Source organism: Pseudoalteromonas sp. AS71 (assembly GCF_038900275.1).
GTDB lineage: Bacteria > Pseudomonadota > Gammaproteobacteria > Enterobacterales > Alteromonadaceae > Pseudoalteromonas.
On the sequence record NZ_JBBMQZ010000006.1, the window covers coordinates 146,379 to 167,709 of the forward strand.

General features: G+C 40.3%; 23 protein-coding genes. 21 read left to right on the forward strand and 2 right to left on the reverse strand.

What is annotated here, in order from left to right; translation table 11 throughout:
- Nucleotides 1-9 precede the first annotated feature (9 nt).
- The 14 genes from WNY98_RS06485 to WNY98_RS06550 all read left to right on the forward strand — a co-directional run bounded on the left by WNY98_RS06485 (nucleotide 10) and on the right by WNY98_RS06550 (nucleotide 10,835).
- The gene (locus WNY98_RS06485) at nucleotides 10-459 is read left to right on the forward strand and encodes a phage protein (RefSeq protein ID WP_007378142.1); all 450 of its coding nucleotides are present in this window, start codon (nucleotides 10-12) and stop codon (nucleotides 457-459) included.
- Entirely contained in the window at nucleotides 459-1,091 is a 633-nt protein-coding gene (locus WNY98_RS06490) for a hypothetical protein (protein WP_342877433.1), read from the forward strand. The genes WNY98_RS06485 and WNY98_RS06490 overlap by 1 nt, the downstream gene beginning before the upstream one ends.
- The gene (locus tag WNY98_RS06495; protein WP_007378140.1) at nucleotides 1,081-1,368 is read left to right on the forward strand and encodes a putative phage tail assembly chaperone; all 288 of its coding nucleotides are present in this window, start codon (nucleotides 1,081-1,083) and stop codon (nucleotides 1,366-1,368) included. Before WNY98_RS06490 ends, WNY98_RS06495 begins: the two co-directional genes overlap by 11 nt.
- A 170-nt stretch (nucleotides 1,369-1,538) precedes the next feature.
- On the forward strand, nucleotides 1,539-4,220 hold the full coding sequence (locus WNY98_RS06500) for a phage tail tape measure protein (protein ID WP_342877434.1): 2,682 nt from the start codon (nucleotides 1,539-1,541) through the stop codon (nucleotides 4,218-4,220).
- Complete coding sequence (locus WNY98_RS06505; protein WP_342877435.1) at nucleotides 4,220-4,549, forward strand: DUF2590 family protein; 330 nt, start codon at nucleotides 4,220-4,222, stop codon at nucleotides 4,547-4,549. Before WNY98_RS06500 ends, WNY98_RS06505 begins: the two co-directional genes overlap by 1 nt.
- Nucleotides 4,539-5,687, forward strand: coding sequence for a baseplate J/gp47 family protein (locus WNY98_RS06510; protein WP_342875097.1), 1,149 nt, complete (start codon nucleotides 4,539-4,541; stop codon nucleotides 5,685-5,687). The genes WNY98_RS06505 and WNY98_RS06510 overlap by 11 nt, the downstream gene beginning before the upstream one ends.
- Nucleotides 5,680-6,483 (forward strand): hypothetical protein, encoded by an 804-nt coding sequence (locus WNY98_RS06515; protein WP_342877436.1) that lies wholly within the window; start codon nucleotides 5,680-5,682, stop codon nucleotides 6,481-6,483. Before WNY98_RS06510 ends, WNY98_RS06515 begins: the two co-directional genes overlap by 8 nt.
- The gene (locus WNY98_RS06520; protein WP_342877437.1) at nucleotides 6,480-7,034 is read left to right on the forward strand and encodes a phage tail protein; all 555 of its coding nucleotides are present in this window, start codon (nucleotides 6,480-6,482) and stop codon (nucleotides 7,032-7,034) included. Before WNY98_RS06515 ends, WNY98_RS06520 begins: the two co-directional genes overlap by 4 nt.
- On the forward strand, nucleotides 7,031-7,804 hold the full coding sequence (locus WNY98_RS06525) for a hypothetical protein (RefSeq protein ID WP_342877438.1): 774 nt from the start codon (nucleotides 7,031-7,033) through the stop codon (nucleotides 7,802-7,804). The genes WNY98_RS06520 and WNY98_RS06525 overlap by 4 nt, the downstream gene beginning before the upstream one ends.
- Nucleotides 7,805-7,810: 6 nt before the next feature.
- On the forward strand, nucleotides 7,811-8,101 hold the full coding sequence (locus tag WNY98_RS06530; protein WP_165739767.1) for a tail fiber assembly protein: 291 nt from the start codon (nucleotides 7,811-7,813) through the stop codon (nucleotides 8,099-8,101).
- Complete coding sequence (locus WNY98_RS06535) at nucleotides 8,094-8,723, forward strand: hypothetical protein (protein WP_342877439.1); 630 nt, start codon at nucleotides 8,094-8,096, stop codon at nucleotides 8,721-8,723. Before WNY98_RS06530 ends, WNY98_RS06535 begins: the two co-directional genes overlap by 8 nt.
- Nucleotides 8,720-9,205 carry a hypothetical protein gene (locus WNY98_RS06540; RefSeq protein WP_342877440.1) on the forward strand — a complete coding sequence of 162 codons (486 nt, stop codon included), beginning with the start codon at nucleotides 8,720-8,722 and terminating at the stop codon, nucleotides 9,203-9,205. Before WNY98_RS06535 ends, WNY98_RS06540 begins: the two co-directional genes overlap by 4 nt.
- Nucleotides 9,202-9,906 (forward strand): hypothetical protein, encoded by a 705-nt coding sequence (locus WNY98_RS06545; protein WP_342877441.1) that lies wholly within the window; start codon nucleotides 9,202-9,204, stop codon nucleotides 9,904-9,906. The genes WNY98_RS06540 and WNY98_RS06545 overlap by 4 nt, the downstream gene beginning before the upstream one ends.
- A complete protein-coding gene (locus tag WNY98_RS06550) occupies nucleotides 9,879-10,835 on the forward strand; it encodes a hypothetical protein (RefSeq protein WP_342877442.1) in 957 nt (318 codons plus the stop codon). Before WNY98_RS06545 ends, WNY98_RS06550 begins: the two co-directional genes overlap by 28 nt.
- Here WNY98_RS06550 and WNY98_RS06555 read toward each other — a convergent pair.
- Nucleotides 10,832-11,347 carry a hypothetical protein gene (locus tag WNY98_RS06555; protein ID WP_165739759.1) on the reverse strand — a complete coding sequence of 172 codons (516 nt, stop codon included), beginning with the start codon at nucleotides 11,345-11,347 and terminating at the stop codon, nucleotides 10,832-10,834. The two genes, WNY98_RS06550 and WNY98_RS06555, sit on opposite strands and share 4 nt — an antisense overlap.
- A gap of 464 nt (nucleotides 11,348-11,811) precedes the next feature.
- On the opposite strand from WNY98_RS06555, the gene WNY98_RS06560 reads away from it, so the two are divergent.
- The 4 genes from WNY98_RS06560 to WNY98_RS06575 all read left to right on the forward strand — a co-directional run bounded on the left by WNY98_RS06560 (nucleotide 11,812) and on the right by WNY98_RS06575 (nucleotide 15,206).
- Nucleotides 11,812-12,228 (forward strand): AHH domain-containing protein, encoded by a 417-nt coding sequence (locus WNY98_RS06560; RefSeq protein ID WP_342877443.1) that lies wholly within the window; start codon nucleotides 11,812-11,814, stop codon nucleotides 12,226-12,228.
- Nucleotides 12,229-12,367: 139 nt separating this feature from the next.
- Nucleotides 12,368-12,949 carry a hypothetical protein gene (locus WNY98_RS06565; protein WP_342877444.1) on the forward strand — a complete coding sequence of 194 codons (582 nt, stop codon included), beginning with the start codon at nucleotides 12,368-12,370 and terminating at the stop codon, nucleotides 12,947-12,949.
- 306 nt (nucleotides 12,950-13,255) lie between these two features.
- Nucleotides 13,256-13,663: a hypothetical protein gene (locus WNY98_RS06570; protein WP_101162764.1), complete on the forward strand. Its 408-nt coding sequence runs from the start codon at nucleotides 13,256-13,258 to the stop codon at nucleotides 13,661-13,663.
- Nucleotides 13,664-13,955: 292 nt separating this feature from the next.
- Complete coding sequence (locus tag WNY98_RS06575; RefSeq protein WP_002963249.1) at nucleotides 13,956-15,206, forward strand: sodium:proton antiporter; 1,251 nt, start codon at nucleotides 13,956-13,958, stop codon at nucleotides 15,204-15,206.
- A 74-nt stretch (nucleotides 15,207-15,280) separates the two neighbouring features.
- Here WNY98_RS06575 and WNY98_RS06580 read toward each other — a convergent pair whose 3' ends face one another.
- On the reverse strand, nucleotides 15,281-15,739 hold the full coding sequence (locus WNY98_RS06580) for a hypothetical protein (RefSeq protein ID WP_231616293.1): 459 nt from the start codon (nucleotides 15,737-15,739) through the stop codon (nucleotides 15,281-15,283).
- Between the two features lie 468 nt (nucleotides 15,740-16,207).
- Between WNY98_RS06580 and WNY98_RS06585 the strand changes: the two genes are divergently transcribed.
- The 3 genes from WNY98_RS06585 (at nucleotide 16,208) to WNY98_RS06595 (ending at nucleotide 21,175) form a co-directional block, all read left to right on the forward strand.
- Nucleotides 16,208-16,615 carry a hypothetical protein gene (locus tag WNY98_RS06585; protein ID WP_024609350.1) on the forward strand — a complete coding sequence of 136 codons (408 nt, stop codon included), beginning with the start codon at nucleotides 16,208-16,210 and terminating at the stop codon, nucleotides 16,613-16,615.
- Nucleotides 16,616-17,116: 501 nt separating this feature from the next.
- Nucleotides 17,117-17,527 (forward strand): hypothetical protein, encoded by a 411-nt coding sequence (locus tag WNY98_RS06590; RefSeq protein WP_004336087.1) that lies wholly within the window; start codon nucleotides 17,117-17,119, stop codon nucleotides 17,525-17,527.
- 555 nt (nucleotides 17,528-18,082) lie between these two features.
- On the forward strand, nucleotides 18,083-21,175 hold the full coding sequence (locus WNY98_RS06595) for a PilC/PilY family type IV pilus protein (protein WP_342877445.1): 3,093 nt from the start codon (nucleotides 18,083-18,085) through the stop codon (nucleotides 21,173-21,175).
- Nucleotides 21,176-21,331: the final 156 nt, after the last annotated feature.

Here is a 21,331-nt window from a genome sequence, read left to right on the forward strand (position 1 = left end):
AGCGCAAACATGCAAAAAGTACTAGGCGGTAAAGACTTCGATATCTTCATTGGTGATTCGATGGTTCATGTTATGGAAGCGACTTGCAAAATTACGGATGGGCGCACCGTTAAAAAAGTGCGCGGTATTCCAAAGGGCTTTATTGATGGCGATGTTGAAGGCGAAGTAACACTAAAGCTTGATCATGAAAATTGGTTAATTGTGCAAGCGCAAGCTGAAAAAGCAGGCAGTTGGAAAGGTATTGAACCGTTTGATATTGCGTTTAATGCAGAAGTAGCTGCAGGTAAAAAGAACGTTGAAGCATTTGGTTGCCTGCCGCAGCTGGACGAAATTTTAAACATTAAAGCCGATGGTGGCGAAGAAGACACCACATCAATCAAGTGTCCGATTACTAGCCCTGATTTTGTCAAAATTAATGGTGTGCCATACCTAACTGACGATGAAGTGAGAGATTTGTAATGACTAAAGCCATTCGCACACTAACTGCCACAACATTACTAAGCACCTTGCAGGCATGTGGGCATAAAGTATTTGAGGGTGAATTAAACCTAAACATTATAGGCATTCGCCATACAAACACCCGCGCCAACACGTTTAACGATGCAATTTGTGTGTTGTATCAGCAAAACAGCGAATGGCAGTTAAAGCAGTATAAAGCCACAACAGATGCCGGTATTTACTGGCGTAAAAACCCAATGAACATAGACGGCACAGCGGTGCTAGTTGCAGGGCAGCATAAAAGCTTATGGACGTTGGGTTATCACCAAGGCAAGTATCGCGCCCTTGTACAGCATAAACCGGTTGTTGTTTTACGTGACAACAACAAAGACACCGAGTTAGACACGGACGTCACACCCCAAGCAGAGCTACAACAAGGTTACTTTGGTATTAATTGCCACCGTGCAAACAGCAAAACCACATCAACCCAAGTTGATAAATGGTCAGCCGGTTGCCAGGTGTTTGCAAGTCCTAATGACTTTGATGAATTTATTGCTTTGTGTGAGCAATCAGCAGCCAAGTACGGCCCTTATTTTACCTACACACTGCTAGAACAAGCAGATTTAAAAGAGAGTATTGATCATGGCGTTTGAGAAAAAAATCACATTAGAAACACCCGTTGGCGAAATCACATTTAATGTAAATGGCGCCGACTACAACAAATACATTAACTCGACTCAGCCAAATAACAAAGTGCAGCCGGCAACTAACTTTTTATTAAACACAGTGGTTGAAGCCGACGCTAAAAAGCTCAAAGAGCTGGTACAGCAACCGGGTGCCGCGTTGTTTTTAGTGGGTGCCATTGTTGAAGAATACCAACCTGAGTTTAATTTTACGGTAAAAAAATCGAAAGCCGAGCCAAGCAAATAGGCAAAAGCAGGCTCGATCAGTTACTGGCATACCACGCTAAATACTTTGGCAATGTACCAGTCACTGACGAGAGCTTGGCACAGGCGCTTTACCTTGAAACATCACAGCAAGAAAACTTTGTAACAGCCGTAAATAACGGTATTTGCACAGCATTAGGCGGCGAGTAATTAATGGCAACACTCAGCAAATTAGACAAGCTTACTTATTCAATCGGGATCATCGATAAGGTGACGGGTCCGGTTAATAAAGTGATGGCTAAAATAAATCAGCTGAGTCAGCAAACCGCCGCTGCACAAGATCAAATGATGCGCGGAGCAACCACGGCCGTGGGTGGCGGTTACGCCCTCGCTAAATCGCTCGCGCCTGCAATTGACCACGTTGCTGCTTTGGGCGAGGTGCAATCACTGGGCGTTACCGACGACGCCTTGCAACAACTAACTAAAACAGCCTATAAGTTTGGTTTTCAATTTGGGGGTAACTCGGCCGAGTTCGTACGCAGTGCTTACGATATTCAATCAGCTATTGCCGGTTTAAATGGGTTTGAGCTATCTGAATTTACCAAAACGTCAAACATACTAGCGGTAGCAACCAAAGCCGACGCAGCCACTATTACCAGCTATATGGGCACCATGTATGGCATCTTCGAAAAGACCGCCAATAAAATGGGCAAAGCGAATTGGGTAAACCAAATCGCAGGGCAAACCGCCACCGCGGTACAGCTTTACAAAACCACCGGTGCAGAAATGCAAGCCGCGTTTTCAAACCTTGGGGCGACCGCGACAAACATTGGCTTAAGTTCAGCTCAACAATTCGCGTTAGTGGGTGAACTACAACTGGTTGCTAAATCAGGCTCTGTGGCTGGCACGCAAGCGGCCTCATTATTACAAGGCATTGGTAAAGCACAAGATGCATTAGGCATAAAATTAACCACAGATAACGGCGACATGCTAGCAATAGACGTAGTGCTGGGGCGTATTAATAACCGCTTATCCTCACTGGGTTCTGTAGCGCGTGGCGATGTACTCACTCAAATATTTGGTAAGCAAGGTGCAAAAGCCGTTGATGTATTGAGTACCAAAGTCGATAAACTAAAAGACGGCATCACCGTCTTTGAAAACGTGCAAGACAGCTCCAAAGCAATCGAAATGGCCAATATTATTGCCAGCCCTTGGGATAGATTAGGCGGTTCGTTTAATGCGGCCGCTACGGCAATGGGCAGTCGTTTACTACCCGTTGTGGAACCCTTTATAGAATTACTCTCGGCAGGCTTTGCGGGTATTGTCTCGTTAACTGAGCGCTTTCCGATTTTATCCAGTGTGATTGCAACACTTGTAGTGGGTATTGTGGCGCTTATCTCTATTTATGGCGTGGTCATGTTCATGATGGGCCTTTACAAAATGGCGCTGATAACAAGTGGTGCGCTCACTATGGGTTTAACAGTGATAACTAAATTATGGCAAGGCGCACTTATTGCGTTGCGTGTATTGGGTTTTTTATCACTCATTGCAACGATGGGCGCGGCGGCCATTGCCATGGGTACATTTAAAGCAGTTATGCTCGCAGGCCAAGCGGCTACATGGTTGTTTAATGCAGCGCTTTGGGCAAACCCAATTACGTGGGTAGTGGCGGGTGTTATTGCGCTCATCGCGGCGGTTGGTGCGCTTATCTATTACTGGGATGACTTAGTGGCTGCGTTTCAAAATACCGCATGGGGAAAAGTATTAATGGCGGTGTTTGATAGTGTGAAAGCGGCCTTTAATGGGGTGATTGATAGCGTAAAATGGGTGCTCGAAAAGCTCGGTCTGATTGACGATACCGAGGCAAAAATAAAAACAGAAGCGACCTCAACACACGAAAACATTAACCGTGCTCAGCCTAGCAATTTAGTCATGCAAAATGCAGATCAAGCGTTCAGCCGCGACTACGGCCAAGCTGTGATCAACAAAGCTGCCCAAGTACCCGGTAATAAAGCCAGCACCCACTATGCTGCAGTGAATGATGTTACGTATTTGAATCGAACGCAGTTAGACAAAGGTCAAACTAACAATGCTATTAACTCAACATTGCAAAGCAGTAATGCCATTGAGCAAACAAATAGCGCGTTGGCACAAACGAACACATTAAATAACCGCTATGTAAGTTCAACTGTGGCGAATGGATTAACCAATATCGCGCCTGTAAATACTGCTATTAATAACGATGTTTCAGCAAACGATGCTGCTTTTTTTGCTAGCGCAACAACGCATAGTGTAGTTAACCCAGCATTACAAAATAGTATTGCTACAAACCAAACAAATAAAGTTTTGGCACAAACCAGTGCAGTAACCATGGCTGCAAACGATGCTGCTTATTCAACAACGGGCAGCATCAATAACAGCGCGACTAACTCATTATTACAAAGCAGCCCAGCTACAAATAGCGATGTCGGCCACAATGCACAATCAACACAGTTCATAACACAATCAGCGATAGAAAATGGCAATACACGCACAGCTAATCATTTTACTAACGCGGCCAATTCACCTGTTTATAGTCAAAAATATGAACAACTCGCCCGCTTTAATCAAGGTGCAGCGCCACTACAACGATTGCCAATGGTCAAAACAGATCAGGCAATTACTAACACAGCGAACGCGTACAGCGTTGAGCAGTTAAATACTGAGCAACAACACACGAATAACTATAAAGCCAAAGTACAAAAATCAGCGTTTTTACAAAGCCTAACGAGCAGCACCAGCCAGAGCAGTTCAAGCGAGAACGATAACAGCAAGCGTGTGCACATAGACAACTTAACGATTAAATCTGACGACTTAGCGCAAAGTTTTGAACAAATGATGGAGCTAGCAAGCTGATGAACTTTGATATTGCACTGCACATAGATTTAGCCATTGAGGATAATGATTTTGTACTTAATGACTCGCTGACACCCAGTACATTAAGTAAATCGAATGTGGTGGCGCAAGATATAAAGCATCGAATTTTAGAAAGCGGTTTACTCATAAAGCTGATTGGTCTGCGCAATAAAAACGGCATAGCGCCCATTTTAACCGAGCTCGAATTACTAACCGAGCAAGACAATCGGATTAAGCCTGGCACTATAAAAGTGTATCGAAATGACGACGGCACATTAAGTATCACCGCGCAAACGCGCCAATACGGGAGCCTACAAAGTGGACTTTAAAACCCTAATGCAAAATGCAGGTTTGCCAATGGATGAGCAAACAGCGCAAGCGCAGTGGCAAGCACAGTTAAAAGAGCAAAACATACAAGTTGCCAACAATTCACCCTTTGGCCCATTTTGGCGAACCGTTGAAGCGTTGCTAACAAAGCCCGTTGTGCAGCTGTTTAATTGGCTAGCAACGCAGCTAATGCCTGACTTATTCATTATGACAGCAAGCCGAGCTGCACTGATTGAACGCCATGGCCCTGCGCGTAATGTGTTTATTCAAGCGGGAGTAAAAGCACAAGGATTATTAACGTTTACACGCGAAAGCGACGAGGGCGAAAGCGCCATTGTGGCAGGAACCGCCGTGGTAACCGATGTGCTAGGCGATAAAGTGTATAAGCTTATACTTTTACAGGATGTATATTTTGAACAAGGGCAACGCACTGCGTATGCATTGGCTGAAGCCTATGAAACCGGTGCAGCTTATAACTTACCCGCAGAGGCTTACCGATACTTTACTGGGCAACAAGAAGGGATCACCGTAACCAACAATGATGATTGGTTAATTAAGCCAGGCTCTGATGATGAAGACACTGAGCATTATCGCCTACGCATTCGTAACGTATTTGGTACAGCCTCCCGCTGGCATATCAATGCTGTATACAAACAAATTATTGCTAGCTTTGCTGTACCAATAGATAACATTGAAATACTAACCAATGCACCACGTGGACCTGGCACGGCTGATGCGTATATTTACTTAGATGTTGGCCCTGTACCAACAGCACTATTGAGTGCCATTAACCAACATATTCGTACCGCAGGTCACCATGGTCTAGGGGATGACTTTATGGTTTACGCTATGGCAACCAACGGGTTTGATATCACCGCAACCTATAAGTTACATGACAACAGCCACGCTATTCAAGACGACTTAACCACGTTTATACAAGCCGCATTTCGTCAAAATGCAGCGTATGCACCCACACGCGTAACGCATCAAACTGTGTTCAGCATTAGCCAATTAATAACACAGTGCCATGAACAATTTAGTGAACTGCAGTCAATCAAGTTTGATATTGACGACATAACTGCAGCCAACTGGTTACCGGTACTTACATCATTAACCGTTAATGAGGTTGCAAATGGCTAATGAAATCGCGACATGGCTCAATAAAGGTTACGCCGAAAAACTTGTAAAAGCGGCCACAGGTTACTGGGAGCAATCGCGCGACTATGTTATGTGGGCAGTGAACCAAAAAGACGAGTTAAAAAATGAAGAGCCTGTATTAGGGTTTCTGGCATGGGAGCGCTTAACAAACCGCTTAGATGATGAGCCAATCGAGCTATACAGAAAACGCGTACAGCATGCATTAGTTAATACTATTGACGCTGGCGAAATGGCATCCGTAAGAAGTATTTTCGACCGCTTAGGGTTAGAAGTACTCAATGTGCGTGAGCGCATTGATGGGCGGGATTGGGACATTATTGCCATTGATATGTCTGACTCAACGCTTGCAGGCAACAACGATTTATTACCCGAACTTATTCAGCTGTATGGGCGAACGTGTAGGCGCTATGAATTAACCGTGCATAACAAAGCTGATGTATCACTGAGCTTAGGATTAACGCACGTACAGTGGGATAGCTGTCACATTGCTCACCCACTGCATTTAGCCGCACAAAATAAAGCGCAGCAACAATACAGTTATGGTTTTACTGATTTGCAAAATGAAAGTAGCGAAGCGCCACTGTATGCAGTTACGCACGATGTAAAACACGTATTGCCATTCGAGCAGCTATATCAATTTCTAGGGTGTGACAACCTTGTAAGTAATACACATCCCCAAGCAATCACCACCGATGTACAGCATGTTATTGCCGCACATCATCACTATGGATTTTTAAGTAAAGAGGGCGGTGTAAGTATCGCCAAGGAGCCACTATGACCCAAGCGATCACCGGCATTATGACCAACGCCGGCAAAAGTTACATCACAACCCGCGCGCTGCGAAACTCAGGGCTCGATGTTAAAGAATTAGTGTTAGCAAACATTCCTAATTTAAATGAAAGCGCAGAGCGTAACCCCAATGAAAGCATGCCTAGCACACTGCAAATTGTGTATAGGCGCAATATTGATACGTCAGGCTATGTTGATTCAAATACCGTGGCATGGGCTGTCATACTTGAGCAGGACGTTGGCGACTTCGACTACAACTGGATTGGATTAGTAACACAAGACGGTACTTTGCTAGCGATTGATTACTTGCCATTACAACGCAAGCGCCAGGGCGTAAACAATGTACACAACCGCTCGTTTGTATTGAAGTTTGCAGCGGCTGCGGCATTAGCGCGGATCACCATCCCTGCACAATCGTGGATGTTTGATTACAGCCCACAAATTGATGCAATTAACACACATTTAGCCAGTATTGTGACGAGCCAAGTTAAATCCATGACACGTCATGTAAAACAAGTACTTAAGGAAAATAGCATATGAATGAATCAGATTTAGGTCGTGTTGTTGACGCATGTGAACAACTAACCGATGCCGTAGAAAAACACTCTGCGACTATAAGTGAAAGAGTAAGCACTGTGTCGCAGTCGATTTTAAACAATTTGTCAGGCGACAGAGATGTTACTTTTTACGTTGATGTTAATGGCAGTAATGCAAATTCAGGCTCGAGTACGGAGCCATTTCAAACGTTATTGCATGCTTTAAACATAATTCCTGCTGGGAAGTCTGCAACGATAAAATTATCAAGATCACAAAAGCATGTGGTTGATGGCAATATAAATTGTTATGCAAGTAAGGTGATTATCGTACCTGATAGCAAAAATATTGATCTGTCTAAAAGCATAGATATTGACGAGACGACACCTGAAATCATCTTCCTTAGTGGAAGTGTCTTTTTTTATGGGAACTTGTTACTGGGCTATTTTAAACAGTCTTTAGTTATTAATGCAAAGTTCGACAAGTATGGAGGCATCAGTTTTTGGGGTGGCGGGGCTGTGATCATTGCACGAAGTAAGGTCATTGTAGATTTAGAAAGTGCAGAGCAAGGGGTATTCGGTGGTGACTTAAATTACCTACTCCCAACTAAAATTGGTCTAAGAGAAGTCGAATTTGAGCTATTAAATGGTTATTTATCTTTGAATGGAACCTCAGTACTGGCTAATACGTTATGGGGGGTGAATTACATTAATGAACTCGTCAATGAGCCTACGGCTCAAAATACAATTACTAATATTCCTTATGCACCGGAGTAATCATTTATGTTATTAAGCGGAACGTTAAACGGTAAAAAAGTCTGTAATATTGAAGCAAGCTCAGATTTAATTACAGAAGTTCAGAAGGTTGAGCTTCAAAAATCTGTTGATAGATTATGTCTTCGTAAAAAGAGAAATGCACTTATCTCGAAATATGACTGGACACAAATGCCGGATGCGCCTTTAACCCAAGAGCAGAAAGTTGTGTGGTCAGAGTATCGCCAAGCATTACGAGATTTACCGCAACAGTTCGAAGATATACACGATGCTGTATGGCCTGTTGCACCTAATGCATAACATTGTACTTTGTTATCACCAAACAGCCGCCCCTTGCTCAATGCAAGCGGGCGCGCAGTTACTTGCATTAGCGATCGAGGACGTGTCGCGAACTGATAAACCCACACGCTTTAATGGTTTGCTGCTATCAGTGAGCGCAAGCGCCCCAGCAGCATTAGCTAGCAAATTAAAAACAATAAACGAATACTGCCCAATACCTGAGTTTATTAGCTGTGCTCAATACGGCCAAAGTCAAAGCGCATTAGAGCAAACTCAGCTCGTAACCTATGACGGCCAAAGTATCGAATGGCAAATAAACACATTGCAAAACTTAACGCCAATACGTGAGCAACAAATAGCGGACGAAATTGCTACTGTAAACGACAGTGGCAAGCAATTAATAAACACCATTGACGATGCATTAACTCAAACCGTTGAGCTAAAAACAGCACGCGACGAGCGATTAAATCAGGCGCAATTTACTGCCCAAAGTAGTGGGGTCGATATGCAATTAATAACAGCCGGTACAGCAAAGCAGCTAGCCGACTCAGTTGCTAACAAAGGCAATGAGCATCACTATTGGGCGATGTGTTTGTTTGTAGGTGAACCAAGCGAGCTTAATCATATTAAAGAGGTGTTATGAGCATATCGTTAGATGGCTGGAATATCCCCGGGTATGAAACGCGGGTTAATGCCGGAATTAAATTAGCCGGCGGCGATATGTCAGGCATGGGAAGTTTTGCGCTCATTAGCGATCAAGGTGTTAAGCCTGGCATGTTAACTGTGAGCACTAAAATACCGCTTAATGAAGAGGGGGCTTTAGCATTGCTTATTAGCAAAGCGAAATCACTTGATGAAAACGGCGCCCGTATTATTTACACAATTAATAATGCATTGGCAGAGGCTTATAAAATACGTAAAGCCAAATTTGATGGCGAGGTAAAGGCAGTAGAGCTTGAAGAAAAGCGCGCATGGCAAATCACCTTTAAACTTATTGAAGTACAATCCGTATCAGAGCGTGAGCAACAACAGCTAGATGGTACAGCAAACCAAAATGCACAGTCGCAAGCGGTCACTTCAAATAACGATGTACAAAGTAAATTTGCAGCGGTGGAGGGGCCATGAGTACTCGCCTATCCGATACGCTAACAATTGGAGGTAAACCAGTAACGAGCATCGTTACTAAAAGCGTACAACTTGATATAGCCAGCACTGGTCGCGCAAAGTTTGAAATAGTGACAGAGCAAGCGCCCAGCGGATTAGTCGAACTGCATTTAGGTTACACGCTAGATAATATGGTCCCGTACTTTCTCGGCGTTATCGAATCAAAACACCAAGCAAACGGCCGTTGGTATTTAACTTGTCGCGAATTACTTGGCGCATTAAGTTTCACTGCCCCCCTTGCAGTTCGCCATGCAACAATCAAAGCTGTGCTTGATGAATTGGCAAAGCTCGGTGTTGAATTTGTGACACCTGAAAACGCCGGCTATTTAAATAAAACGATACCCGCGTTTTATCATAGCGGCACAGGTATTGAAGCGCTAAAGCAAATAGGCAAAGCATGGGGCATTAGTGATTTTATATTTCAACAACGCCCCGATAGCAAAATATTTGTCGGCAGTTGGCACGACTCCCGCTGGCCGTTTGCAGCAATAAACGATTTTCCAGAGCATACAATAACAGCCCAAAGCTCAACAACCGGTGAGTTGATCGCCATTCCAAAATTAAGACCAGGCATAAAGCTAAACGGGCGTCATATTACCGAAGTAACTTTAATCAATAACAGGATGCACATACGATGGTCAAACAAGCCATTAAACGCCTAATACAGCGCTACTTTCCAGAGTTAAACGAGCGTAAACACCTGCCGCAACTTGCACGTATCGAAAAAATATACGACCTACCAAGTGACGGCGCAGCAATTAGTACCTCATTTAGACCATTAAAAGCGGCCGACGTACAGCTATTAAACCCGCTCACAAATGAGCCATTACTCGTGCCTGTATTTGAGCAAGTAACACTCGGCACAGGGCAAGCATCCGATCACGGTTTGTTGAACGAACCTATGCCAGGCATGCAGTGTTTAATACAATACATCGATGGCCTAAACAGCCATCCCGTCATCACCAACTTATTACCATGGCAAAGCTTAGTGCCCGAGCACAAACGCAGCGACATAACACTGCAGCAAAACAACCGCAGCAAACTACAAGGCCGCGACGGGAACTGGCACACCACAACCGACGGCGACATAACCCAAACCAGCGACACGAGCAAAACAGCAGCACGCAAAAGCGAACAAAACTATCACCAACGCACCTGCAGCATAGACAGCCACGACATTGCAAAAATAGATGGCAATCAAATCAACGAAGTCATGGGCGCATTAAAAACCGTGGTCGGCGAAAAAGCCTTAATAATTGCACTTGAAGGGTTATTGCTAGGCAGTAAAAAGCAGGTAGATATTGAAGCCACCGAAAACATGAACCTAACAACGCTAAAAACGCTACACGCCAAAGCAACCGAACTAGCAAAGGTCGAAGGAAAAACAGTTTGGTTGGGTGACAGCTCAATAAACGTGGCTAAAGTGCTCCTTGACTTAATAAGCCTGGTAAAAGACATAAATCAAAGTTTAGAAACTCACGGTCATAAAGATCAGGGAGCAGGGCCACCAATTACATCAGCAGAATTTACAGGGCATAAATCAACAGCAAGTGATTTGAAAAGTATATTAAAGCCAATTGTGGCTAATTAATTTTTAGTGCTGAATTTAAATTTTTCTTTGACTGTTTCATCATAGAGTGATGTGTATTCAAACTCTAGAGTCAATTTGGATGTTATTTCGCTCTCAATCTCGTTTTTACTTTGTTGACTTGTTCTGTCATCAAACTGTAATTCCAATATAATTATTGTTTCGCCTTGAGCTATATAACTATTTTGTTTTTGTGTAGAGGTAATTGGTGGTTTTTTGTATGCACAATACGCCCGAAATTTTTCATTAATTATTGTTTCGAAGTCTTCGTATTCGATGAGTTCATCATCATAAAAAAACTTAAATTCATCTACTTTTGCTGGACCTAAACCTTTGTTGGTTATTGAAAATGTAAAGGTTTCTACATGAAGGTTAATATTACTGCATATTGCAGGTCTGACAGATAGCTCATTGTGCCGTTTATTTGACTTTGATTGCTGCCAAGTAAAGTAGATCGCAACTATCGCTATAAGTGTTGAAATTAAGGGTAAGGCGAACTTTAGAATTAGATCCATAATCGTGCAATCTCATATTAGAGCGGAGAATAAGAGTTGTGTATATATATGTGTATAAAATATTTTGAATGTTTATTTTATTTGTTTTAAATCAGATGCTTGATGTCATTATCTCATAGTCGTGCCAATAGATTGTTGCTTGATTTTGCTCTTGATATGCCATGCTGAAAACCCTGAGTAGTTAACTTAAAAGCGCCTAAATACGCGCCAAGTTACTAAAATAATGAATTATTTAGATTATGGCATATGGGCGAGGGAGTTTATAGGTTTGGGTGAGAAATGATGTTCACGGAACTTTGGAATAATACGTCAAGCTTGAGTTTTGTTCCCATATTGCATTTAGTTACCAAAATGACACTATTTAAGCAGGAGTATTAAAATCATTTTAAAGGAATAAATTTAGCATGCCTTCTAATACAAAAGAGTACGTAACCGTTCAATAGTTAGAGCAAGACCTTCTCACCGTGACTGGTAATCCCTCAATTGCTAAAAACCAAGCTACTCAATATGCTATTTACTATCGAGGCGAAATTATTGATTCAGCACGTTATAAAAAAGGGCTTATAAGTAAAGATGACTTAATACTTAGTAGGCATGTACGGTGGGAGCATAATAAGCGGCACAGTATTAAACTAAGTAGAAATATGATTGCAGCAGGTAGGGAAAGAGGTGAAAATATGGCGGCTCACCATATAGTCGCTTGGGACGATCCCCGAGCTTCAAAGGCTAGGCTTAGACTCGCAGGCTTTGGAATCGATATTGACCATGAAGCAAATGGAGTATTTTTTCCTAGATTTGCTAAACATACTCCAATGGATGCAATGCCTAAGGCTGAAGCACATACAAAAACCCACACAAGCGAATATTTCTTAAACGTATAAGCTTTACTTACCGATACTATAGCTGAAGGTTTAGGGCGCACAGGTGTAATAGAGTTACTTAGAGATATTGGCGACGAATTACAAAGCGGTGATTTCCCACTACATGAAGAATTATCAAATATGATACCAAGGTAATTAAATGAAAGAATTTAATAAAGTTTATGCTGTTAGCGTTGATGCTGGTGAATATTTGCTGTTACAAGAAACAATGTTCGAGCAGTCAATACAGTTAACAAGCAACGATATTTATACTTTTAACGGCAACTCAAAAGGTGATGACTGGCGTGTTGTAGATGTTGATTGGTTAATAGTCGAAGGTGAAACTCCTACTAATAAACCCGATGTAGCAGGCTGGGGAGCAATGGCTTTCGTAATTCCAGCACCTTTAAAAGGTATGTTTGAGCCAACACTTAGAGAATGCTGTGAATTTTTACCACTAAATCTTAATGGTGAAGAATGGTTCGCGTTAAATATTCTAGAGCAACAAGACGCAATTAACCAAGAGCACACAGAGTTGAACATGAAGAATGGTCGTGTAAATAGAATCAGGCGCTTTAAAAAACTCGCTTTAAGCAAAAATGCTATAAAACACGGTGGGTTGTTTAAAGTGAAAGGAGCTGGAATATTTACCTTTTGTACGGATGAAGAAGGGGGCTTATATGACTTGGTTAAAAGCCATAATTTAAAAGGCCTAAAATTTACAGAAGTTAATGCAATGTAAATACGCTATCCCAAAACTAGCGGGCTGTTATGATTGCTGATTAGTTTACTTCTTAAGTAAACTAATCCATTAACCTATTTGGTCCATGTCATTAAAGGTACTTGTATGGTTTTCAGCATCACTGATAACCCAACTAAAAATAAGGTTCTTAAACTTTTGTAAATTAGTAATTTGGCATTAGACTAAAGTCTATAAGTTAATTTTCTTCACTTATTAGGTTTGTTTTAATCGTTTGTCGATTTTGTGTTAATTCTCTAAAGTTCAGTTGTCGGCAACAAGCACGGCTTAACCAACAGGACTACGACCATGAAACTTACTCTTATCAAAACTATCGCTCTTAGCTCACTACTTACATGTTCAGCTGCTGCAATGGCTGAGCAAAGTGATTACAAATTAATGGTTATTGAAACTGCAACAGCGCCACAGCCACTTGAGCAATCATTTAATAGCTGCGCACTGAATGTTAAGTCAAAAAATTACGCTGAGGCTGAAGCAATTTGTACTAAAGCAATTGCGCTTTTAAAAGACGCAGATGGCCCTAAATTTAAAGTACGCCAACTTACGTCATTCGCATTAAGCAACCGTGGTGTTGCACGTTTAAAAGCGAACAACGACACTGCTGGCCTTGCTGATTTATACGAAGCAAACCAAATGTCTACAAGTACAATGGTATCGCACAACTTAACTCGCGCTAAAGAAGAGCTTTCTTTATAAGCACTTTATAAACGCTTTTATAAAGTGCTTACCAAAAGCATGTTATAAAATAGCGAGAGTAAAAAAACCCATGTTAGGTTAATTCCTAACATGGGTTTTTTTGTTTTATTTAACGCGTGAGTTAATACTTTAAATACGTTAACAGAGTAGGGTGTGTATTTATAATTAATATTTTGGGTATGCTTGTTTAGGCTACACGAATATAATGCGAGATAACCGTATAAAAATAATAACCCTTCTGCTTTGCTTATTTTGAGCAAGGCATCATTAAATAAATATTGAGATTTAAACCATGGCACCAGGAACCAGCCTAAGCGTACTTGAAATAAGTGCGATATTTTTATCAATTACCGCGTTACTCACCTATGTAAACCATCGCTTTATTGGCTTGCCAACAACCATTGGCGTTATGGTTATTTCGATGCTTTTATCTATCGGCGCTATATTTTTGGGCTTTTTAGGGTTTGATGATCTTATAGATTACGAAGTGAGCTTGCTAGATCAGTTAGATTTTACTGAAGTTTTGCTCGATGGCATGCTCTCTATGCTGCTGTTTGCTGGGGCGCTGCATGTAAATGTTAGCGATTTAAGGCGCTATAAATTACCAATAGGTATTTTGGCCTGTGTTGGTACGTTGCTATCTACGGTTATTATTGCTGGTGCACTTTATTTAGTTCTTCCTTTGCTTGGTTTTGATTTAGCGTTTATTTGGTGTTTACTGTTTGGCGCATTAATTTCGCCAACCGATCCGATTGCGGTAATGGGAATTTTACAATCTGCGGGTGCGCCTAAAAGTATTGAAACCGTGATTGCGGGTGAATCGTTGTTTAACGACGGTATTGGCGTAGTTATTTTTGTGCTTTTATTGGGTGTTTTATCAAGTGGTGATATTCCTACAACTTATTATGTAGCGCACACGCTGGCGGTTGAAGCTGGTGGCGGTATTGTTTTTGGTTTGGTATTAGGTGGTATTTTATATTACTTACTTAAAAGTATTGATAGTTACCAAGAAGAAGTACTACTTACTTTAGCGGGCGTTATTGGTGGTTATGCACTGGCTAGCCATTGGCATTTGTCGGGCCCACTCGCAATGGTAATGATGGGGCTAATGGTGGGTAATCATGGTCGCAGTATGGCTATGAGCGACAAAACACGCCATTACGTTGATTTATTTTGGGAGCTGATTGACGAAATTTTAAATGCCATTTTATTTGTACTCATAGGGCTTGAAGTCGTCATGATTGCATTTTCGAGTAATTTGTTTATTGCTGGTGGCTTAACAATTTTAATAGCGTTAATGGCACGTTTAATTGTTGTGGGTATAACAACCACTACATTTAATAAGCAATTAGAGTTGCCATCTGGTGCGTGGAAAGTTTTAACCTGGGGTGGCTTGCGTGGTGGTATTTCGGTTGCACTGGTATTGCAACTACCTGATGGGAACGAGCGCGATATTTTGTTGGCTCTTACTTATGCGGTTGTGGTGTTTTCTATTTTAATTCAGGGTTTGAGTATTGGTAAAGTAGCCAAAACTATCCGTTAAATATAATTTTTTAAAAAGCGTGTGAAATAGCTGTATTTCACACGCTTTTTATTTTTCTTATAAGAAAAGGGTAATTAAAACGTAAAGCTGAGCTGCACACCGCTGTAAATATGTTCTTGTGCTTCCCAGTAGTCGCCATCTATTTGGCGCGCACGGGTAAATACTTCTATTTTAAATGGCTTAAAGTGATAACCCGCACCTATACCTGCGTAGCCATCTATGTCGTTGTTCGATTTTTCTATTTGGTAGGTGTTATCGCCTCTATCGTTTTTAAAGGCGAGTTCGAACAGATCTAAGCCAAGCTCGGCGTATATAAAAAAGTCATTAAAATAACCAAGCTTCATGCCATTGTCCCACGTTATAAATTCTTCTTGCTCGCCTTGTTTATTATCGATTACTGCCGCGCCAATTGCGCTGGTAAAAACAACACCAAAGTTACTGTAATTTTGTTTGACCATCATTTCTACACCCGCAGATGTAATGCTGCTATCGCCATTAAATTCTGATTTTATAAACATACCGGTGTTAGGCATGTCATTACCGAGCAAAAGCCTTGCGTTAACATTTTGGCTAAATGATAAAAGCGTGCTTAATAAAACAAAAAGAGAAAGTATGTGTTTCAAAAAAGTTAACCCATTAATGATGAAAAGTTACCAGAGCTGTAATTATAAATACATGACTTAGTATTGCATGTAATTAAATGTATAAATTTGTTTGATAGTTACTCAGCTATGCCAAAGTAAGGTGTTTAAAATAAAACCAACTAAAAAAAAGCATAAATAATTATATACATTTTAAAACGTAAAGTAGCGATTTTAGGCACGACTGTTGGTGCGTAAGTTGTTTAAATATATAGAAAAAGTTTAAACGTATTAGACTAAGGTCTATAGGTTAATTTTCTTCACTTATTAGGTTTGTTTTAATCGTTTGTCGGAGTTGTGTTAATTCTCTAAAGTTCAGTTGTCGGCAACAAGTACGACTTAACTTACAGGAAATTAATCATGAAATTTACACTTATCAAAACTATCGCTCTTAGCTCACTATTAACATGTTCAGCTGCTGCAATGGCTGATCAAAGTGATTACAAATTAATGGTTATTGAAACTGCAACAGCGCCACAGCCACTTGAGCAATCATTTAATAGCTGCGCACTAAATGTTAAGTCAAAAAATTACGCTGAGGCTGAAGCAATTTGTACTAAAGCAATCGCACTTTTAAAAGACGCAGATGGCCCTAAATTTAAAGTACGCCAACTTACGTCATTCGCATTAAGCAACCGTGGTGTTGCACGCTTAAAAGCGCATAACGATACAGCTGCACTTGCTGATTTATACGAAGCATCAAAATTGTCTAACAGCTCAATGGTATCGCACAACTTATCTCGCGCTAAAGAAGAATTATCTCTATAAGGTCTTTTTATAAAGTGCTTACTAAAGCATAATATAAAATAGCGAGAGTAAAAAAGCCGATATTGGGTTAAACCCCAACATCGGCTTTTTTGTGTTTATTAACTTTGTATTGTGTTATACCAATTCGCAATAATACATAATCATTTTGCGGGGCTAAACGTGTCGCTACCTGCGTTAAAAAATTCTCATTTAGAACAACCAAATAGCGAATTTTTTGCCTAGCTATCAACACGTTTTTCCATCCTCAAAATAGATCACTTAATTAAGCGAATTGGTATTATTAAAAAATAAAAAAATGTATTTTGCTATTTATTGTTTAGTGATTTTCATGGTTTTTAACTAATTGTAATTACTAAGTATTTTTACAGGTGTTAGACTAAAGTCTATAGGTTAGATTTATTCACTTATTAGGTTTGTTTTTATCGTTTGTGGTAATTGAGCTAACACTCTAAAGTTTAGTTGTCGGCAACAAGTACGACTTAATTAATTAGGAATATAATCATGAAATTTACACTTTTAAAAACCATCGCTCTTGGCTCATTATTAACTTGCTCAGCTGCTGCAATGGCTAATCAAGGTGATTATAAATTAATGGTTATTGAAGACTCTGTAACTGCAGCACCCGCATTTGAAAAATCATTTAATAGCTGTGCTTTAAATGTTGAAGCAAGAAACTACGAAGAAGCAGAAGCTATTTGTACACAAGCTATTGCATTGCTTAAGCAAAGCCATGGTCCGCGTTTAAAAGTACGTGAACTTACATCGTTTGCATTAAGTAACCGTGGTGTAGCACGTATTAAGGCTCAAAAAGACACTGCTGGTATTTCTGATTTATATGAAGCGGTTCAAATTTCTAAAAACTCACTTGTAACACATAACTTAACTCGCGCTAAGAAAGAGTTATCTTTATAAGAATGCTTGTATAAAGCGCTTATAATTTAGCGAGAGTATAAAAGCCCATATTAGGTAGCACCTAATATGGGCTTTTTTGTATGTTTGAATAACCGTAGTTACCTATAAACACACTTCTTTTAATAAAACAGTTTTACTGAATAATAGTGTTTTTAAAGGTGATTTTTAGAGCCTTACGTTACTAATTTATATTGGTAAGTACTTGTTACCTAAAACATAGATCTATAAATATAGAAACATAGGTAAAAATATAGTTTTTTAGCATGATTTAACTGTGCAGTAAAACGGGATTGTTTTATTTAAACTGTTGTTTTTAAATGATAATAAAACCTAATGTCTTTGACTTTAGTCTGTTTTTATTTAAAAATCGAAGTAATATATATTTTATAGCATTGACGCCACGTGGATGCTAATCACTGTTTTGTGATGAATAGCTAGATATGACTTTTGTTTTATTTTTAGTCCCACCTCAATATTACTAAAAATTAAACAGGGAATAGAGTAGTTATTAACTTGCGCAATAAAAATAAAAAGCGCAAATAAAGGGATTTAAAAATGCAATTTAAACTAAAAAAAATAGCTGCCTTGTTATTCGGGGTGGGTATTAGCCTTTCTGTATTTGCCGAAGATATAGAGCTATACGTAAACCATAATGTTGAAACCGACGAAAAACCACGTGTAATCATTGTTTTTGATACATCTGGAAGTATGAAAAACTTTTTACCCAACGGTATTAGAAAAGTAGATGCCGGCATCAGTGCAATGAGTCAGTTGGTTACTGATAATAGCTCTATCGATTTTGGTTTGATGCGTTTTAAAAATGATAATGGCGGCTATATTATGGCAGGTCTTGGATCTCCCCATTCTACAATTTTAAGCCAAATTCACAGTTTACCAGCGGCTGGTAGTACCCCAGTTACAGAAACCCTATGGGAAGCCTACTTGTATCTAACAGGTCAGAAAGTGTACTACGGACAAAACTCAAATGAGCGGGATTTTTCTGCTGAAACTGGTTCGCTATATTACGACAATAACTCTCGATACATATCACCATTTACCCAAGCAGTTGGTGCCGATGTACGTTGTGATAATTCAATCAATTTAATTTTGATGACTGACGGTGATCCTCAAAGTGATACTAACCGAAACGATGATATCAAATCATTATACAAATCTACTTTTGGCTCAAATCCTTCTAAAACAAGTAATAGTTATCTAGCCGCTTTAGCTCAGATAATACATGGTACAAGAGATGTTGAAGTTGACTTGTACGATACTACGCCAGAGGTTGCTGATACCGGACGCGTTTTTACTATCGGTTTTGGTAGTGGCATGAGTACAAATGGTAAAAAGTTATTAGAAAAAACCGCTTTATTGGGCGGCGGCGAGTACTTACATGCAGATACATCAACTGAACTTTCTGAAGCGCTTAATAATACAATATCGAAAATACGCGAAGTTAACGATAGTTTTTCATCACCTACGGTAGCAAGTAATAATGTTGACCAAACACGTAGCCGAGAGTCAATTTACTTTGCGATGTTTTACCCAGAAACAGGCGCACGTTGGAGCGGGAATTTAAAAAAGCTAAAAGTGTCAGGCGCAAATATAGTCGATTCAACTGATCAAATAGCCCTTGATGAAAATGGGTTAATTGATGAGAAGGCGCGAACATTTTGGCTGCCAACTAATAAGCCTGCAGATGGGAATTTAGTAGCCCAGGGTGGCGTAAATTTACTTTTATCAACTTTAGACCCTGATAGCCGTAAAATCTACATAGATAAAACGGGCAGTATTATTGATTTTACTTTTGATAAAGTACAAACCATTTTAAATTTAGCGACAGGTACAGTTACCGATCTTGCCCCTGATTTGATTCCTAATATCGGGCTAACTTTACAGGAGAGTGATATTAGCTGGGCACGAGGGGTTGATGTTGACAATGAAGATGGTGATAACTCATCAGTAGATCAGCGAATCAATATTTTTGGCGACCCTTTGCATTCAAAGCCGGTATCTATAGATTACGGCGATGGAAGTATTCACATACTTGTTGGTACTAATGCCGGCTTTTTACATATGTTTGAAGACAAAGGTGATACTGTTGAAGAAAAGTGGGCTTTTACACCTGCAGCCTTATTAAAAAACATTCCTGCTTTGCGTAGTAATCTTGCAAATACAAAAGTGTATGGCATGGATGGGCCTATAAGTGTGTTCTTTAATAATAAAGGCTCAAATAGCGAAGGGTTAAACGATGGTGTTATTAGAGCAAGTGATGGTGATGAAGTGTGGGCATTTGCAGGTATGCGCAGAGGCGGTCAAAATTACTACGCGCTTGATATAAGTGATCCTAACGAACCTAAAAAATTATGGAATAAGCCTATTGTTGGTGGCTCAGAAGAATTTAAATATTTAGCGCAAACATGGTCTAAGCCTCAAATTGCATACATTAAAGCCTTTGGTGAGGATCCATTGCTAATATTTGGCGCAGGCTACGATACAAACAAAGATAATGCGATTAGAACAACAGATGAAACCGGACTAGGTATCTACATTGTTAATGCTAAAACTGGCGAAAAGGTATGGGCGCTGACTCCAGATGAACATGGTTTTACCGGAGAGCACAGTATTGCAGCGGATGTAACTACGCTTGACTCAGATTACGACGGGTATATCGACCGAATTTATGCAACAGATACTGGCGGTAATATTTGGCGAGTAGATATTCCTAGTGAAGATGAAGGTGATATTACTCATTTTAAACTTGCAGAGCTTGGCAGTACATTAGCGTCGCAAGACAGACGTTTTTTTTACAAACCATTAGTTGCTAGAACGCTGTTTAGTAAAGTTACTAAAACCAATTATGGTGGTGAAATGATCACCACCCGTTTAGATACCCCGTACGACGCAATAGTTATAGGTAGCGGAAATCGTTCAAACCCACTTGCTACTAATGAGCAAGATCAGTTGTATATGATCCGTGATGAAAACACCCTAACAAAAATATTTACTGAATTTCCAGCCCCAATAGTGCCAGATGATTTAATGAAAATGAATGAAGACCCATTTGGTAACGCACTTGATGACGTTGATAAATTTGTTAATCTTGAAGTTAAGTTAGCCGAATTTAAAGGGTGGCGATACGAATTAGGGACGGGTGAAAAGTCTCTTGCTGCAGCAACAGTCGTTGGTGGGGTTGCGTACTTTACTTCCTTTACGCCTGCATCTTCATCATCAACGCAAAACCAATGTTCGTTAACGGGTGGCGGTGGTTCGCTTTATGCCTTTCATTTGCATTATGGAACGAAGGTTTATGACGATGTGAAATTTGCAACAAGTAATGATGTACCAGATACACCGAAACTATTTTTTGGGGAAGGCCCGTCGTGTGCAGATAATGATACGGATGGTAAGTGCGATTGGGATGATGCAACGGATGTAACGCAAGTTAGTCAGTTTTATTTAATAGGCCCTGGGGTTAAAGGTTCTGATAAGCCGATAAAAGCTATTGAAATACTTGGGCCAAATTTAAATGTTGAAGGTGGAAAAGTTAAGCTAGTAAATGGCGCTGAACCAATTGGTTTTGGCTTTAAAACCCAACAAACATATATTTATAAACGCGAAGAAAACGATACTCAGGCACTTTAAAAAACATAATGCAATAAACATAAGCCACCTTAGTTAGATGGCTTTTCAATTTTAAGAGCAAATCAAAAATGCTAATGGTTTGCTTATATAATTGGTTTAGAGTTTTCGAAGGGCTCTAAACCAACCCATGTATAATACACATTCATTTACAAAATA